The sequence below is a fragment of the Luteimonas sp. A534 genome (assembly GCF_054072805.1).
In genome coordinates, this window is the sequence record NZ_JBSVRR010000004.1 from 149,503 (window position 1) to 166,050 (window position 16,548).

The 16,548-nt window shown below is 70.4% G+C and carries 15 protein-coding genes; 1 reads left to right on the top strand and 14 read right to left on the bottom strand.

Annotation, left to right across the window (positions count from 1 at the left end; all coding sequences use genetic code 11):
* Positions 1 to 29 precede the first annotated feature (29 nt).
* Both ACW5F0_RS10870 and rpoE read right to left on the bottom strand, forming a co-directional pair.
* Positions 30 to 1,118 carry a sigma-E factor negative regulatory protein gene (locus ACW5F0_RS10870; RefSeq protein ID WP_456965898.1) on the bottom strand — a complete coding sequence of 363 codons (1,089 nt, stop codon included), beginning with the start codon at positions 1,116 to 1,118 and terminating at the stop codon, positions 30 to 32.
* A gap of 7 nt (positions 1,119 to 1,125) precedes the next feature.
* Positions 1,126 to 1,740, bottom strand: a complete 615-nt coding sequence (gene rpoE, locus ACW5F0_RS10875) for an RNA polymerase sigma factor RpoE (protein ID WP_456965897.1) — start codon at positions 1,738 to 1,740, stop codon at positions 1,126 to 1,128.
* 195 nt (positions 1,741 to 1,935) lie between these two features.
* Here rpoE and ACW5F0_RS10880 point away from each other — a divergent pair, with 195 nt between their 5' ends.
* Complete coding sequence (locus tag ACW5F0_RS10880; RefSeq protein ID WP_456965896.1) at positions 1,936 to 3,990, top strand: 3-hydroxyacyl-CoA dehydrogenase NAD-binding domain-containing protein; 2,055 nt, start codon at positions 1,936 to 1,938, stop codon at positions 3,988 to 3,990.
* Between the two features lie 12 nt (positions 3,991 to 4,002).
* On the opposite strand, the gene ACW5F0_RS10885 is transcribed toward ACW5F0_RS10880, so the two are convergent.
* From ACW5F0_RS10885 to ACW5F0_RS10940, 12 genes are all read right to left on the bottom strand, one after another.
* Positions 4,003 to 5,709, bottom strand: a complete 1,707-nt coding sequence (locus ACW5F0_RS10885) for a hypothetical protein (protein WP_456999735.1) — start codon at positions 5,707 to 5,709, stop codon at positions 4,003 to 4,005.
* Between the two features lie 128 nt (positions 5,710 to 5,837).
* Positions 5,838 to 6,197, bottom strand: coding sequence for a PilZ domain-containing protein (locus ACW5F0_RS10890; protein WP_132985137.1), 360 nt, complete (start codon positions 6,195 to 6,197; stop codon positions 5,838 to 5,840).
* The gene (locus ACW5F0_RS10895; RefSeq protein WP_456965894.1) at positions 6,194 to 7,237 is read right to left on the bottom strand and encodes a DNA polymerase III subunit delta'; all 1,044 of its coding nucleotides are present in this window, start codon (positions 7,235 to 7,237) and stop codon (positions 6,194 to 6,196) included. Before ACW5F0_RS10895 ends, ACW5F0_RS10890 begins: the two co-directional genes overlap by 4 nt.
* On the bottom strand, positions 7,234 to 7,875 hold the full coding sequence (gene tmk, locus ACW5F0_RS10900; RefSeq protein WP_456999736.1) for a dTMP kinase: 642 nt from the start codon (positions 7,873 to 7,875) through the stop codon (positions 7,234 to 7,236). The genes ACW5F0_RS10895 and tmk overlap by 4 nt, the downstream gene beginning before the upstream one ends.
* Entirely contained in the window at positions 7,872 to 8,918 is a 1,047-nt protein-coding gene (gene mltG, locus ACW5F0_RS10905; RefSeq protein ID WP_456999737.1) for an endolytic transglycosylase MltG, read from the bottom strand. Before mltG ends, tmk begins: the two co-directional genes overlap by 4 nt.
* Positions 8,919 to 8,990: 72 nt before the next feature.
* A complete protein-coding gene (locus ACW5F0_RS10910) occupies positions 8,991 to 10,361 on the bottom strand; it encodes an aminodeoxychorismate synthase component I (RefSeq protein ID WP_456965891.1) in 1,371 nt (456 codons plus the stop codon).
* 33 nt (positions 10,362 to 10,394) lie between these two features.
* Positions 10,395 to 11,633 (bottom strand): beta-ketoacyl-ACP synthase II, encoded by a 1,239-nt coding sequence (gene fabF, locus ACW5F0_RS10915; protein ID WP_456965890.1) that lies wholly within the window; start codon positions 11,631 to 11,633, stop codon positions 10,395 to 10,397.
* A gap of 112 nt (positions 11,634 to 11,745) precedes the next feature.
* Entirely contained in the window at positions 11,746 to 11,985 is a 240-nt protein-coding gene (acpP, locus tag ACW5F0_RS10920) for an acyl carrier protein (protein WP_132985143.1), read from the bottom strand.
* Between the two features lie 113 nt (positions 11,986 to 12,098).
* Entirely contained in the window at positions 12,099 to 12,842 is a 744-nt protein-coding gene (fabG, locus tag ACW5F0_RS10925; RefSeq protein WP_456965889.1) for a 3-oxoacyl-ACP reductase FabG, read from the bottom strand.
* Positions 12,843 to 13,008: 166 nt separating this feature from the next.
* A complete protein-coding gene (gene fabD, locus ACW5F0_RS10930; RefSeq protein WP_456999738.1) occupies positions 13,009 to 13,953 on the bottom strand; it encodes an ACP S-malonyltransferase in 945 nt (314 codons plus the stop codon).
* 103 nt (positions 13,954 to 14,056) lie between these two features.
* Positions 14,057 to 15,403, bottom strand: coding sequence for a hypothetical protein (locus ACW5F0_RS10935; RefSeq protein ID WP_456999739.1), 1,347 nt, complete (start codon positions 15,401 to 15,403; stop codon positions 14,057 to 14,059).
* On the bottom strand, positions 15,400 to 16,356 hold the full coding sequence (locus ACW5F0_RS10940; protein WP_456965886.1) for a hypothetical protein: 957 nt from the start codon (positions 16,354 to 16,356) through the stop codon (positions 15,400 to 15,402). The genes ACW5F0_RS10935 and ACW5F0_RS10940 overlap by 4 nt, the downstream gene beginning before the upstream one ends.
* Positions 16,357 to 16,548: the final 192 nt, after the last annotated feature.

Below are 16,548 nucleotides of genomic sequence, written 5' to 3' on the forward strand. Positions count from 1 at the left end.
GCGACAGCCGCGCCGGGGGCGAACGGAAATCATCTGGCGGGGTCGGATCCGGCCTCGGGGGCGGATTCCTGGCCGGAGTCGGCCTGCGGCTCCGGCCTCGACTGCGCGGGATCATGCGCACGGCGTACGGCATGGCGATCCAGCCGCGGCTGGAAGGGTGCGAATGCGTCGGCCTGCGGCATGCCATAGCGGACGGCCAGTGGCTGGGTGCCCCCCAGGCCCGGTAGCACCGCGCGCGGCCAAGGCCGCGTGGTCGCGGCCGGCAGCGCGCCAAACAGGGCATTCCCATCGATGGCGGCCGACGGCAGGCTGGCCAGCAGCGGGAAACCGGTGTCGGCTACGGCAGGCACGGACGCCTCCGGCACGAGGCCGGCCGACCGCGGCGCCGCGGTGGCGGCCACGGCGCGCTGCGGGACCTCTGCGACGGACTGCGAACGCCTGAGGGCCGCACGCTGGGACTGGCTGCGGGTGCTGTTGCGCTCCCCGGTGCGGCGCGGGACTTCCGCCACCGCGACCGCCACCGGGACGGCAGCAGCCAGCAGGGCCGCGGCGTTGTCGGGTGCAGGTGCAGGCACAGGCGTGGGTGTGCCCGGCCCGGGCGGCAGCGCAGCGCGTCCGGCGTCAGCCAACGCGACCGGCGCCGCGTCCTGCACCAGCGCCGGCGCGGAACGCGCAGGGCTGATGGCCTCCACCATCTCCGGCGCCTGCGCATCGGGAAGCTGCCGCGCCATGAACAGCGCCACCAGCGCCATCGACGCGGCCAGCGCGCCGCCGCCCCAGCGCAGCAGGCGATGCTGGCGCCGTGGACCCGCGCCGGCGGCGGTGCGGGTCGCCTCGCCCGTCGCTGGCGCGGCGATCGACGCCGCCACCCGCTGCGAGAAATCCGATGGCAACAGCGCATGGCCGTGCCCGCGCAGCAGGTCGCCGCAGACCTGCCAGCGCTCCCAGCACGCGGCCAGTTCGCCGTCGTGCTGGAGCCGGCGCAGCATGAAGCGCGCCTGGTCGGGGGACAACTCGCCGTCGAGCATCGCCGACAGCTGCCGGCGGTTGTGCGCGTACAGCTTGTCCGGCGGCGCCAGTTGGAAATCGATATCGATGTTGTCGTTTTCGTGGGTCATATCGTGCTCATCGCGCCGCGCGTTCGGGCGCGGATCCGGTGTCCATCAGCGGCTTGAGCTCCAGGTCGATCGCTTCGCGGGCGCGGAAGATGCGCGAGCGGACGGTACCGATCGGGCAATCCATGCGCGCGGCGATCGCCTCGTAGCTCAGGCCCTCGACCTCGCGCAGGGTGATGGCCGTGCGCAGCTCTTCGGGCAAGGCTTGGACCGCGCGCAGCACCGTTTGTTCCATCTGCTGCCGCATCAGTTCGCGTTCGGGCGTGTCGTTGTCGCGCAGGCCGAAGCCGGAATCGAAATGTTCGGCATCCTCCACGTCGACATCGTCGGTGGGCGGACGGCGGTTGCTGGCGACCAGGTGGTTCTTGGCGGTATTGACGGCGATGCGGTGCAGCCAGGTGTAGAACTGGGCGTCGCCGCGGAAGTTGCCGATCGCCCGATAGGCGCGGATGAAGGTTTCCTGGGCGACGTCCTGGCATTCGCTCCAGTCCCGCACATAGCGCCCGACGAGCGCGGCGACCCGGTGCTGGTATTTGCGCACCAGGAGGTCGAACGCCGCCATGTCGCCGCGCTGGACGCGGCGGACAAGGTCCTGGTCAAGTTGCGTATCGTCGATATCGGCCATGGGCCGGCGCTCTCCTCGGGACCGGCCCTGGGACCGGGATGTGACCTTCACGCTGCGGAAAAGTTCCGCACTGCAGGATCATCTGGGGTCGCGTTCATCGTCCCGCAAGCCAGGATCGGCCAGCCCGGCATTTGACGCGGGTTAAACGGACTCTGGATCATAGGCAGTTCCCCGTACCCTGACGGATGGTTCCGCATGATTGCTGGCCTCGATGGTCTGCGCTTCAGCCACTGGCAAGCCGAGCAGCGCCCCGACGGCGTCGTCCTGCTGACATTCGACCGCGCCGGCGAGTCGGTCAACACCTTTGCCCAGGACGTCCTGGTCGAACTCGACGCGCTGCTCGAACGCCTCGCCCTGGACCCGCCGAAGGGGCTGGTGCTGCGCTCGGGCAAGCCCCGCGGCTTCATTGCCGGTGCCGACATCCGCGAGTTCGCCGAGTTCGACGCCAAGGGCACCATCGGCGATTCGATCCGGCGCGGCCAGCAGGCGTTCCAGCGCCTGGCCGAACTGCCCTGCCCCACGGTGGCCGCGATCCACGGCTTCTGCATGGGCGGCGGCACCGAGATCTCGCTGGCCTGCCGCTATCGCGTGGCCAGCAACGACCCCTCCACGCGCATCGGCCTGCCCGAAGTGAAACTGGGCATCTATCCCGGCTGGGGCGGCAGCGTGCGTCTGCCGCGCCTGGTCGGCACGCCGGCGGCAATGGACATGATGCTCACCGGGCGCACGCTGTCGGCGTCGGCCGCCAAGGGCATCGGCCTGGTGGACCAAGTGGTCGAGCCGGCGCAGCTGGTGGAGGCCGCGGTCGAACTGGCGCTCAAGGGCACGGAGCGACCGTTCAAGCAGCGCTTCATGGGCTGGCTCACCAACACCTGGCCCGCGCGCCAGCTGCTGGCGCCGATGCTGGTCAAGCAGGTCGCGCGCAAAGCCCGCAAGGAGCACTACCCCGCGCCCTACGCGCTGATCGAGACCTGGCGCCGGACCGGCGGCGGCACCCGGCAGCGCCTGGCCGCCGAGCGCAAGTCGGTGGTCAAGCTTGCCGGCACCCCGACCGCGCGCAACCTGACGCGCGTGTTCTTCCTGCAGGAGCGGCTCAAAGGCCTTGGCGGCAAGGACAGTGGCATCGCGCGCGTGCACGTGGTCGGCGCCGGCGTCATGGGCGGCGACATCGCGGCATGGGCGGCGTACAAGGGCTTCGAGGTCACCCTGCAGGACCGCGAGCAGGTCTATATCGACAAGGCCATGGCGCGGGCGCAGGAGCTGTTCGCGAAGAAGGTGAAGGTGGACGCGAAGCGGCCCGAGGTCGCGGCGCGGCTGAAACCGGATCTCGCAGGTGACGGCGTGGCGGAGGCGGATCTCGTGATCGAGGCGATCATCGAGCAGGCGGAGGCCAAGCGTTCGCTGTACGCCGGCGTCGAGCCGAAGCTCAAGGCGACTGCCCTGCTGACCTCCAACACCTCGTCGATCCCGCTGGACGAGCTGCGCACCGGCCTTGTCCGCCCGGCGCAGTTCGCCGGCCTGCACTACTTCAACCCGGTGGCGATGATGCCGCTGGTGGAGATCGTGCGACATGACGCCATGGACGCGGAGACCGAACGCCGCCTGGCCGCGTTCTGCAAGGCGATCGACAAGCTGCCGGTGCCGGTGGCGGGCACGCCGGGGTTCCTGGTCAACCGCCTGCTGTTCCCGTACATGCTCGAGGCCGCGACCGCGTACTCCGAAGGCATCCCGGGCGCCGTGATCGACCGCGCGGCGGTGAAGTTCGGCATGCCGATGGGGCCGATCGAGCTGATCGACACCGTGGGCCTGGATGTGGCCGCCGGCGTGGGCGCCGAGCTCGCGCCGTTCCTGGGCCTGCCGATCCCGCCGTCGCTGTCCACGCCGCCCGAAGCCGGCAAGCGCGGCAAGAAGGACGGCCAGGGCCTGTACGCATGGGAGAACGGCAAGCCGAAGAAGCCCGAGGTGCCGAAGGACTACACCGTCCCGGCCGACCTTGAGGACCGCCTGATCCTGCCCTTGGTCAACGAAGCCGTCGCCGCGCTGCACGAGGGCGTGGTGGCCGACGGCGACCTGCTGGATGCGGGCGTGATCTTCGGCACCGGCTTCGCGCCGTTCCGCGGCGGCCCGATCCAGTACGTGCGCGAAACCGGCGCGGACGCGCTGCTGCTGCGGCTCAAGGGCCTGCAGGCGGTGCACGGCGACCGCTTCGCACCGCGCCCCGGCTGGGATTCACCGGCGCTGAGGAAGTAGCGCGCGCCGCCGCTAGAGCCGCGAAGCCGTCAGCGTGATGTCGGCGTGCTGCCATGCTTCGGCAAAGCGGCGGTCCACATCCCTCGCCTCGTCCGACTTGCGCTGTGCCTTCAGGCTTTCCGCCAGTCCGAACAGCGACCAGCCGTTGCCGGGATTGCGGCTGAGTTCCTCGCGATAGACTTGCTCGGCGTCCACCGGACGCCCCGCGGCCAGCAGCACCGCGCCCAGCGAATGGCGCACCGGCGCGTGCCAGCCCGGCGGCTCGTCATACGGAATGCCGTCCTCGATGGCGGTCGCTTCGCCCAGCGCCGCCACGGCGGCGTCATGGTCCCCACGGGCGGCGGCGAGTTCCGCGGTCAGCGAGCGCTCGGCGATCTTCGCCGCATGGGCCAGCGGGTAGCGGTCCCAGACCATCAGCTCGTCCATCAGCGGGTCGGCGGCAAGCGGACGCAGTGCGGCGAGATACCGGTCGGCATCGTCCAGCCGCGACTGCCGCACGGCCGCGACGCCACGCGCATAGTTCCAGATCGCGGTGACGTAGGGCAGGTCCTCCGCCGGGTTGGGCGCGTTGGCGATCTCGTCCCAGCGCCCGAAGCGCACGCGCTCGAACCACGGCGTCATCCAGTAGTGCTGCAGGCCGGCGAAGCCCGGCTGGCGCATCAGGTCCTGCAGGTCGGTGCGCTCGGCGGTGTGCCGCGCGGCCTCGCCGGCAAGCGCGCTGTTGCCCTCCATGCTGGCGGCGAACCACAGGAAGTGATGGTTGTGCGGGACGTAGCCCAGCGGGTACACGCCCTGCACGTTGCCGCGGCAGATCGCGAGATAGGCATCGTCGGCCTCGATCGCGCGCTGGTTCGCGAGCACCGCGTCGTGCCAGCGTCCGACCCGCGCATAGATGTGCGCGGGCATGTGCACCAGATGGCCGGACCCCGGCACCAGGTCGCGCAGGCGATCGGCCGCGACGGCGCCCCGCTGCGGATCGGCCGAGGCCTCGACCGCATGCACGTACAGATGAAGCGCACCGGCGTGCTCTGGATTGCGCTCGATCACCGACTCCAGCACATCCACGATCTCGGCCGTATGGCCTTTCGGCCGCAGGGCCTGGTCGTAGTAGTCCCACGGCTGCAGGTCCATCAGTGCCTCGGCGTGGAACACGGCGGCGTCGAGGTCATCCGGGCGCTGCGACACGAGCAATCGGGTGGCGGCTGCGTAGGCTTCATCGAGTGGACGCCGATCCCCGGACGACGGGGCCGATGGTGCATAGCGCGCCGTCAGCGCCTGGATGAAGGCCTGCTCGCGCGCGTCGGCCCCGGGTGCCAGCTCACGCGCGCGTTGCAGGCGATGCCACGCGTCGGCGCTGTCTGCGGGGTCCATCGCGGCGTTGACGTGCGGCCCGAGCACGAGCGATGCGCCCCACCAGCACATCGCACACTCGGGATCGAGCTCGGTGGCCTTGAGGAAGGCGCGCTCCGCGGCGTCGTGGTTGAAACCGTAGGTCAGCGCGAGGCCCTGGTCGAACCAGCGCTGCACCTCCGGATGCTTGCTGGTGACCGGGAAACTGTAGTTGCCCAGGCCGTCCAGCAGCACGGCGCCGACAAGCGCCATTTCCGGAGGCGAGACCAGCGGCGGCGCCGCCGCGGACGGCTGTTGCCTGCATCCGATGCCGACAGCCGCAAGCAGGGCGGCACTGAACGAGAGGGCGGCGATGCGACGAAGGGTCATGGGAGGTCTCCGGCAGCGGATGACACTCCCTCACCAACGCACGGCCGGTGGCAGGACGGACACCAGACGCCCCCTCCGAACGCGCTCGCGGTCACGATCCCGCAAGCGGGAACGCTCCGCACCAGCCCTTACATGGTGTGCGTGGCCTTGTCCGCGTTCAGCGTGCCGGCCAGCAGGGTCTCGATCTTGCCCTTCACGTTCTCGCCCTCGGCGGTGTCGGCGAACTGCACGCCGATGCCGGCGGTACGGTTGCCCTGCGCGCCCGGCGGCGTGACCCAGACCACCTTGCCGGCGGCCGGCAGGCGTTCGTTGGACTCGGGCAGTGTCAGCAGGACGAAGACCTCGTCGCCGATGAAATAGCGTCGCGTCGTCGGCACGAAGATGCCGCCGTGCTTGAGGTACGGCATGTAGGCCGCGTACAGCTGGGCCTTGTCCTTGACTGCCAACGACAGGATGCCCTGCCGCGCGCCGCCACCGGTTGCACTCATCGCATCATTCCCCTTGCCTTGTCGCCGGCCGCGTCGCGCCATGCGAGCAGCAGGTCCACCACCGCCAGGTCCGCGCGGATCGTGCTGCGTAGCAGCTCCCGGGTGCGGTTGGCGGCGTCGAACCAGGCGGCCAGCTTCCGGATTCGTGCCGGATCGGTCAAGCCGACGGCCCGGTCGCGCGACAGGTCGGCCGCATGCAGCAGCCTCTGCATCGCGAGGTCATCGGCAGTCCAGGCCTTCGCCACGTCCAGCGGCGATGCTGAATTCGACGCCACGCCGGCGAGATCGGCCGCGACTTCGCGGCGCAGCACCATGCCGCCATCGCGCAACCAGGCATCGGCGAGGCCGGGATGCCCGCGGGCGGCTGCCAAGGCTTCGGTCGCCGCCGCGGCGGGGTGGCCCTGCGCATCGAGCCAGGCAATCGCTTCGTCCGCCGGCGGCAGGCGGAACTCCAGGCGCTGGCAGCGGCTGCGGATGGTCGCGGGCAGGCGCGCAGGGTTGGCGCAGATGAGCCACAGGTAGCGGCCGGGCACCGGCTCCTCGAGCGTTTTCAGCAGGGCGTTGGCCGCGGCATCGTTCATGTCGTCGCCCGGATCGATGATCGCGACCTTGGCACTGCCGTACTGCGGCGTGGTCGACAGGCGCACGGACAGCTCGCGGACCTGGTCGACGGGGATCACCGTCATCTGCCGCGCGGGCGACGGCGTGCTGCGCCAGGCGTGGCCGACGAAGATGGCGTCGGGATGGCCCGGATGGCCCCAGGGCTGCGAGAGCGACCCGTCCGGCCGATGCTCGACCGGATCCTTCTGCGAGCGCGAGCGGTACAGCGTGCAGGGGCGGCAGTGTCCGCAGGGACGCGCCGCGGCGTCGGGCGCCTGGCACAGCACGCGCTGCGCGAGGCGTTCCGCCACCAGACGCTTGCCGAGCATCGCCGGCCCGCAGAACAGCAGCGCGTGCCCCATGCGGCCGGCGTCCAGCGCGGCGGCCGCGTGGTCGTGCATGCGTTGCTGCCAGGGTGCGAGCGCGGCGTCGAGGCTCATGCGGCTTCCGTGAAAGCGCGCAGCGCGGCGACGGCCGCGGACACGACATCGTCCAACGCACGGGATGCGTCGACCACGCGGAAGCGCGCGGACTCGGCCGCGGCGCGCGCCAGGAACGTCGCGCGCACGCGCTCGAAGAAGGCGTCGCGCTCGCTTTCGATGCGGTCGGGCCGGGGGTCGCGTCCTTGGATGCGCGCGCGGCCGGCGGCGACGTCGATGTCGAGCAGCAGGGTCAGGCCCGGGCGGATGCCGACCACGCGCTGTTCAAGCGCGGCGATGAAGTCCATGTCCAGGCCGCGGCCGCCGCCCTGGTAGGCATAGCTGGAATCGGTGAAGCGGTCGCACAGCACCCATGCGCCGCGCTCGAGCGCGGGCTGCACGGTCGCACGCACGTGCTGCGCGCGCGCGGCGAACATCAGCAGCAGCTCGGTTTCCGCAGCCACTGATTCATCGCCGGGGTGCAGCAGCAAGTCGCGGATCTTCTCCGCCAGCGGGGTTCCGCCGGGCTCGCGGGTGACAACCACCTCGCGCCCCGAAGCCTCGAGCTCCGTGCGCAACGCGGCGAGCACCGTGGTCTTGCCGGCGCCCTCGCCGCCTTCCAGCGACACCAGGCGCGGATGCATGGGCAGCGCGCTCATCGCGGCCCGTGCTGTTCGCGGTAGCGGCGCACGTACTGGCGCACGGCGGCGTTGTGCGCTTCGAGCGAGGGCGAGAAGACGTGGCGGCCACTGCCGTCGCCGACGGCGACGAAATACAGCGCGTCGGTCTCCTCCGGCCGCGTCGCCGCGCGCAGCGCATCCACGCCCACCATTGCGATCGGCGTTGGCGGCAGGCCGTCGCGGGTGTAGGTGTTGTACGGCGTGTCGGTGAGCAGGTCGCTGCGCCGGATGTTGCCGGTGAAGGCCGAGCCCATGCCGTAGATCACCGTCGGGTCGGTCTGCAGGCGCATGCCGATGCGCAGTCGGCGCGTGAACACGCCGGCAATCATTGGCCGCTCCTCGGCGATGCCGGTCTCCTTCTCTACGATGGAGGCCAGCACCAGCGCCTCTTCGGGCGTATCGATCGGCAGGTCGTCCGCGCGCGCCTCCCAGGCCGCGTCCAGCGCGCGCTCCAGGTCGGCGGCGGCTCGGCGCAGCAGGTCGACGTCGGTGTCGCCGCGGTCGTAGGCGTAGGTCTCGGGCAGGAAGCGGCCTTCCGGATGCACGCCCTCGCGCCCGAGCATCGCCATCAGGGCCGCGTCGTCGACCTGCTGCAGGGTCTGCAGCAACGGCTCGGCGCGGCCCAGCGCGGCGCGGAGCTCGCGGATGTTCCAGCCCTCGACGATGGTGAAGCGGTGGCGGACCACCCGGCCGTCGCGCATGTGCTCAAGCAGCTGCCTGGCGGTGATGCCGGGCTCCAGCGCGTACTCGCCGACCTGGATGCGGCCGCCGGTGGCCAGCTGGCGTGCCAGCAGGCGCCATTCGAGGTCGCGGCCGGCATCGATGCCCTGCGAGCGCAGGCGCGCCACCACGCGCGGCAGCGTGTCGCCGCGCTCCACCACCAAGTTGTCGCCGGCTTCGACGCCCGCAAGCGGCGCGCTGGTGAAGCGCTGGTAGCCGCTCCATGCCCACCACCCGGCCGCGCCCGCGGCCAGGGCCGACAGCACGAACAGGACCAGCACGATGCGCTTGAGCGCCTTCATGGCGCGTTCTCGACGGTGTGGTCGGGGGTCGGATGCATGCGCGGAAGGATACCGTGCCGGCCGCGGCGCCGGTCAGGCACCGATGGCCTGCAACATGCCGCGGGCCTTGATCCGGGTCTCGTCGAGCTCGTGCTGCGGATCGGAGTCGGCGACGATGCCGGCGCCGGTGTTGAAGCGCAGCGCGTGGCCAAGGACTTCGGCGCTGCGGATCAGGATGTTGAGGTCGAGGTCGCCGCTGCGGTCCAGCCAGCCCATGGCGCCGGTGTAGGCCCCGCGGCCGACGCCTTCCAGCTCGGCGATGATCTGCATGCAGCGCACCTTGGGCGCGCCGGTGATGGTGCCGCCGGGAAACACCGCGCGCAGCACCTCGCCCGGAGTGGCGTCCGCGCGCAGGCGGCCACGCACGTTGCTGACGATGTGGTGCACGTGGGCGTAGCTCTCCACGACCATCAGTTCGTCGACTTCGACACTGCCCGCGGTGCAGACGCGGCCGAGGTCGTTGCGCTCCAGGTCGACCAGCATCACGTGCTCGGCGCGCTCCTTGGCGTGGCCGATGAGCTCGCGGATGCGGCCCGCCTCGTCGTCGCCCTGCAGGCGTGGACGGGTACCGGCAATGGGTCGGGTTTCGACGATGTCGCCGCGCACCGAGACCAGGCGTTCGGGCGATGCGCTGACCACGGCGCCGGCCGGGCCCAGGTCGAACAGGCCGGCGAAAGGCGCGGGGTTGGCACGGCGCAGGCGCTCGTACAGCGCGGCGGGTGCAAGGGGCGCGTCGAAGCGCGCTTCCCAGGCGCGGGAGAGATTGACCTGGAAGACGTCTCCGGCACGGATGTACTCCAGCGCGCAGGCGACAGCGGCGACATAGTCCGCGCCCGGCGCTTCCCGGCACGCGAGCAGCGTGGGCCAGGACTGGAGGTTCGCCTCGGCACTTCCGTCCATGGCGTCCGGTGCACGGGCGGCGTCGGCCAGCACGGCATCGAGCAGGGCTTCCGCGCCCTCCTCGGCCACCACGACGGCTTCGCCACTCACCCTGTCGCGCAACACCGCAGCGGGACAGCGGCAGGCTACGGCCACGGGGAGGCCGCCCGGGGCTGGCGGCAAGTCGAGCACCGGCTCGACTTCGGCAGCCAGTTCATACGCGAGCAGCAGCGCCCAGCCGCCCTGGAAGGGCCACGGAGCCGCTTGCGCGGGTTGCTGCAGGTCCTGCCAGTCCGAGTCCAGCGCGCGCAGGAAATCATTGCCGGCAGGCGTGCCGTCGGCGCGTCGCGTGACGCCATCGCGCCCCAGCGACAGGCGGTCGCCATCGGCCACCAGCAGCATGTCCCAGCGACCCTGGGCGGTGCCGGAAGCGACCGATTCAAGCAGCAGCGGATAGCGGCCGGGCGCGTGCCGCTGCAGCGCGAGCAGGTCGAGGCCGGGCGCCAGCGCGCGGACGTGGGTCATGTGCAGTTCTGCCGCCCGCGGGCGGCACCGTGGTCAGATACGGCGGAACACCAGGCTGCCGTTGGTCCCGCCGAAGCCGAACGAGTTCGACATCGCGACATCGACCTGCTTTTCGCGCGCGGTGTGCGGCACGTAATCCAGGTCGCAGCCCTCGGAGGGATTGTCGAGGTTGATGGTCGGCGGAATGACGCCGGTGTGCAGCGCCATCGTCGAGAACACCGCTTCGACGCCGCCTGCGGCGCCCAGCAGGTGCCCGGTCATCGACTTGGTCGAGCTGACCATGACCTTGCGCGCGTGGTCGCCCAACACGCTCTTGATGCCCATGGTCTCGGCCAGGTCGCCCTGTGGGGTCGAGGTGCCGTGGGCGTTGATGTAGCCAACCTCGGAGGGGTCGATGCCGGCGTCGCGGATCGCGGCCACCATGCAGCGCGCGCCGCCCTCGCCATTTTCGCTGGGCGCGGTCATGTGGTACGCGTCGCCGCTCATGCCGAAGCCGGCAAGCTCCGCGTAGATCCGCGCGCCCCGCGCCTTCGCGCGCTCGTATTCCTCGATCACCAGCACGCCGGCGCCATCGCCCATGACGAAGCCGTCGCGGCCCTCGTCCCATGGACGCGAAGCGCGCTCGGGATCGTCATTGCGGGTCGACAGCGCCTTCATGGCGCAGAAGCCGCCCAGCGACGTCGGCGTGGTCGCGAACTCGGCGCCGCCGGCGATCATCGCGTCGGCATCGCCGTACTGGATCATGCGCATCGCCAGGCCGATGTTGTGCGTGGCCGTGGTGCAGGCGGTGACCGCGGCGATGTTCGGGCCCTTGGCGCCGGTCATCATCGACACCTGGCCGGCGATCATGTTGATGATCGTGCTGGGCACGTAGAACGGCGAGATCCGGCGCGGGCCGGCCTCGTGGTACTTGATCGCGGTTTCCTCGATGCCCTTCAGTCCGCCGATGCCAGCACCGATGGCGACGCCGATGCGCTCCGGATCGTCGGCCGCGACGTCAAGGCCGGCGTCGGCCAGCGCCATCATCGCCGCCGCCACGCCGTAATGGACGAAGGGATCCATCTTCTTGACGTCCTTGGCCGCGATCCACTTCGTGGGATCGAAGCCCTTGACCTCGCCCGCGATGCGCGTGGCGAAGGCCGAGGCGTCGAAATTGGTGATCGGGCCGATGCCCGAACGGCCGTCCACGATGCCCTGCCATGACGAGGCCAGGTCATTGCCGAGCGGCGACAGGATGCCGAGGCCGGAGATGACGACGCGACGCTTGGACATGTGGACTCCTGGACGGTTGTGCACGCCACGCGCGGCGCGCCGGAAACGCCCGAGGCCGCGTCAGCGGCCCCGGGTTTTGTGCTCGGTGCGGCGCCATGCGCCGCCTGGCGACTCAGGCCTTGACGTGGGCCTTGACGTAGTCGATCGCCTGCTGCACCGAAGTGATCTTCTCGGCTTCTTCGTCCGGGATCTCGCACTCGAACTCTTCTTCGAGGGCCATCACCAGTTCGACGGTGTCGAGGGAATCCGCACCCAGGTCGTCGACGAACGAGGCGCTGGCGCTGACCTCGTCTTCCTTGACGCCCAGTTGTTCGACGACGATCTTCTTGACGCGCTCTTCGATGCTGCTCATTGGTATTTGGCTCCGGTGGAGGCTGTTGCGGTGGGTAGTGTAAGGGATTCGCGTGGGGGTGGTACGGGCCGATTCCGTCCCTTTTCATTCAAGGACTTGGCGGCCGTCTCGCTTTACGGCATGTACATCCCGCCGTTGACGTGCAGGGTTTCGCCGGTGATGTAGCCGGCATCCGGACCCGCCAGGAACGCGACCGCCCGGGCGATGTCGGCAGGCTCGCCAAGGCGGCCCAGCGCGACCTGGCCAACCAGCGCGGACTTGATGTCGTCGGACAGGTCGCGGGTCATGTCGGTGGCAATGAAGCCGGGGGCGACCACGTTGACGGTCACGCCGCGGCTGCCGATTTCCTTCGCCAGCGACTTGCTGAACGCGATGACGCCGGCCTTGGCCGCCGCGTAGTTGGCCTGGCCGGCATTGCCGGTCACGCCGATCACCGAGGCGATGTTGATGATGCGGCCCCGGCGGGCCTTCATCATGCCGCGCATCACCGCCTTGCTGCTGCGGTAGACGCTGGTGAGGTTGGTATCGAGGATGGCCTGCCAGTCCTCGTCCTTCATGCGCATCAGCAGGTTGTCGCGGGTGATGCCGGCGTTGTTGACCAGGATCGAGATCGCGCCGACGTCCTTGCCGATGGCGTCGATCAGGTCTTCGATCGCACCGGCCGCGGCGACATCGAGCACGCGGCCATGGCCACCCTGCCCCGCCAGCCGCTCACCAATCGCCCTGGCACCGGCGTCGCTTGTCGCGGTACCGACCACCGTCGCGCCACGCGCGGCCAGTTCGTCGGCAATCGCCGCGCCAATGCCACGGCTTGCGCCCGTAACCAGCGCGATCTCGCCTTTCAGTTCCTGGGTCATATGGTTCTACCTGTGTCAGTCAAAGCTTTTTTGCCACGGATTTACGCGGATCTGGCCGAGGCAAGATTGTCACCGCAAATCCTTCCGTAAAAGAAGCAGATGCGGAGCGCGGTATTCGGACTGGCCTCGCTTCGATCCGCGTAATCCGCGTAAATCCGTGGCCAAATCAGCTTTTCCACTCCGCCAGCGCCGCGTTGAAGTCAGCGACGGTGCCCAGCGCGCGGGCTTCGAGGGATTTTTCGATGCGGCGGGCGAGGCCGGTGAGGACCTTGCCGGGGCCGCATTCGGCGATGCGGGTGGCGCCGCGGCCGGCCAGGGCCTGGACGCAGTCGGTCCACTGCACCGGCAGGTACAGCTGGCGCACCAGCGCGTCGCGGATGGCGTGGACGCCGTCATGCACCTCGGCGTCGACGTTCTGCACGACCGGCAGCGACGGTTCGCTCCAGGCCAAGCCGGACATCGCTTCGGAGAGGCGGTTGGCGGCTTCGCGCATCAGCGGCGTGTGCGAGGGCACGCTGACGGCGAGCTTGACCACCTTGCGCACGCCCTTGGCGGCCAGCAGCTCGAGTGCACGGTCGACGGCGGCGGCGTGGCCACCGATCACCACCTGGCCGGGGGAGTTGAAGTTGGCCGGCACCACCACCTCCTCACCCGAGGCTTCAACGCAGGTCTCGCGCACCAGCGCATCCTCGGCGCCGATGACCGCGGCCATGGCGCCGGTGCCGGCGGGCGCGGCGTCCTGCATCAGCTGGCCGCGCAGGCGCACCAGTCGCGCAGCGTCAGCCAGCGGCAGCGCGCCGGCGGCGACCAGCGCGGAGTATTCGCCCAGGCTGTGGCCGGCCAGCACCGACGGCATCGCCCCGCCAGCAGCCTGCCAGGCGCGCCATGTCGCCACGCCCGCGGCCAGGAGGGCCGGCTGAGTGAATTCCGTGCGATCCAGGCGACCGTCGACGGCGTCCTGCGACAGCCCCCAGAGGTCGACGCCGGCGCCGTCGGAGGCTTCGGCGAAAGTGTCACGCACCACCACATGCACCTCGGCCAGGTCGGCGAGCATGCCTTGCGACTGCGAGCCCTGGCCGGGAAACACGAAAGCGAGGTGGGAAGTGGTCAAGCCGGTGATCCAAATGGAAAAAGCCGGGCGATGATAATGGTGAACGGCCCGCTGCGTCTGTACCCGCCCGTATTGAGCCGTGCCCGTGCGCCGGGCACGCGGCCTACATCTGCAGCGCGGGCTCCCGCGGTGCGAGTGCCTGGGCTTCGCGTTGCTGCCCCGCCTGCAGGCGGTCCTGTGCCAGCTCCCGGTCACCGGCCTGCGCGAGCCACCGGCCTTCGTCGGATCGCGCGAACTCGACGGCGATCCGGTCCACCTGCTCCGTATCACCCGCCATCACCGCCGCCAGGTAGCCATCGGCCATCGGGTCGCCGAACACGGCCGGGTGGACCCCAGCCAGCTCGACCTCGCGCGCGGGCTCGCCGGCGGTGGATGTGAGCACGTACTGCCAACGGTCCTGTTCCGGATTGGCAGTGACCTCGCGTATGAAGCGGTCGTAGTCCTCCGGGTGGATGGTCTGGCACCCCGCCGAGTCTGTGTTGCGGCGCGAACCACTGTGGATCTTGAAGGTGTTGTTGAGCGCCTGGACGCCGTTGACGTCCGCCGCGTCGAACCAGCCATCCGCATTGGTATCGCGCTCGACGAGGGTGGCACTCGCGGGGTCGTCGATCTGGGCCAGCGTGGGCCGCAGCGAGAAGTCCGTGGCGCGCCCCCTCGCGGGATGGGTGGTCCGCAGCATCTCGATGCTGCCTTCGGCCAGCCGCCCGAGGTCGCGGTAGGAATCCGCGTTGACGTCCTCGCCCTCGATCTTCCGCCGCGACACGTCTTCGTACCCCGGGCTGGGGTCGAGGTCCCGGCGCTCCCGCCCACCGTCGCCGAAGGCCCGCGTCCCGTCGCTGCCGGCATGATGGTCGTACTGTGCGGTGGGCTCGGTGCTCGCGCGATCGGCGATGAACCAGTTGCGCTCGCCGTCGGGCCCCTTCCGCAGGACCACGATATGGTCGTCGTACACGCCGGTGCCGCGGCGCGCATGCGCATCCGCCGAGGCCAGCGTGTGGGTCTCCGCGCGCAGTCCCAGCAGCACGGCATCGCCGTCATCGAGCGCGGCGCGCGCCGCAGTGCTGCCGCGCGCGGCGACCATGCTGGCGTAGACGTCGTAGGTCTGGGCATCGGTCAGGCCGACCAGCTCGTTGGGCTGCGCCGCGTCGCGCGCGTCGTAGTCGGGCTTCCTGGGCGCCGCCGTCGCCTGTTGCAACCGGTCCAGCACCGCGGAGGATGCCGACATGGTCTCCGCCATCTCCAGGCCACCAAGCCGGGTGAGCTCCTCCCTTGCGCCGGCGGCCACGTACCGGTCCAGCGCCTCCTGGACGACCGGGCGCTCACCGGCCCGATCCCGCTCGAGGCGTTCGAGCGCTTCCACCGCGCGACCGGTCTGCAGCAGTTCGATCACGGCATCGGCCGAGGCGCGGATGTCGATGGTGGTGGCTTCCACCGGGTGCGGGTTGCTCATCGGGTCGTCCCTGATCCGTCGAGGTGGAGATAGCGGTCGACGGTGACGTCATGCCCGGCCGCGCAGTTGTGGCCGTCGTGCCGCACGGTGCGGCAGGGCCATAGCGTCGCGGACACCTCATCCTGCAGTTCGAAACGCTCTCCATTCCAGACGAGGAAGCCGAAATGCGCCGCGCGCGCACGCCAGTCGGAATCCTCATAGGCGCGCGGGTCCGAGGCCGGCATCGCGGGGGGTTCGTAGTCGCCGTAGTCGACAGGCCTGAACACCCAGCGCAGCACGGGCACGTAGGCGAGCCGGCTCACGTCCAGCTTCACGTCCGTGCTGCGCGCGGCGCCCTCCGCGGCCAGGTAGCGTCCGTACCTGCGCTGCTCGTCCGGCGTCATCCCCGGTGCAGGTGGGGCGAGCTCGGCGGTCACCTCTTCGGGTGGTCCGCCCCGGTGGACGCGATACAGCACGACGTCGCGGAAATAGGCGTCATCGGAGCGGCAGATCCTCCGCGCAGGGTCATCGGGATCGCGACGGCCCGCGTCGCAGTCGGGCCCGTAGACCATGTAGACGGTGGTGTCCGGATCGGCGCCTTCGAACGAGCGGATCCAGAACGGGCTGAGGTGCTCGATCATCGCGACAATGTCGGGACGCCGGCCGTTACCCGGCACGGCCTTGTAGATCTGCGGGGCGCGGGCGGCGGCACGCTCGGCGGCCCCGACGAAACGGTGGCTGTCCGGAAGGCGTTCGATGAATTCCGCGACGTGCGCGGGGAGCGGCCCATAGCAGGCCGTGTCGGCGAGCGGAGGATCGGTGACGAACGCGCTGCGGCAATCCGCACCCATCGCGCGCTCGAGCTCGAACCATTCCGGCGCTTCGGCGCGCAAGGCCGGCGTACACGCCGGCATCGCGGCCAGCACCAGGGCCAGGACCAGTGCCGGGAACGCGGCAAGTGGACTGCGGGGCATGTACGACCTCCTGTCGAAACACCGACTCCAGGGCGGAGCACGCCACCGCCAACGCCAGTCTACAAGCGCGTCCACCCGTGCGTCTGGCTGCAATCCGTGCTGTCGGGCACAACCTGGCTGATCGATGGCGTCCCGGAATGGCTCCGCGGGCACCACCCGGGTGCGGTCCCGCGGATCAGCTGGCAGCCAACG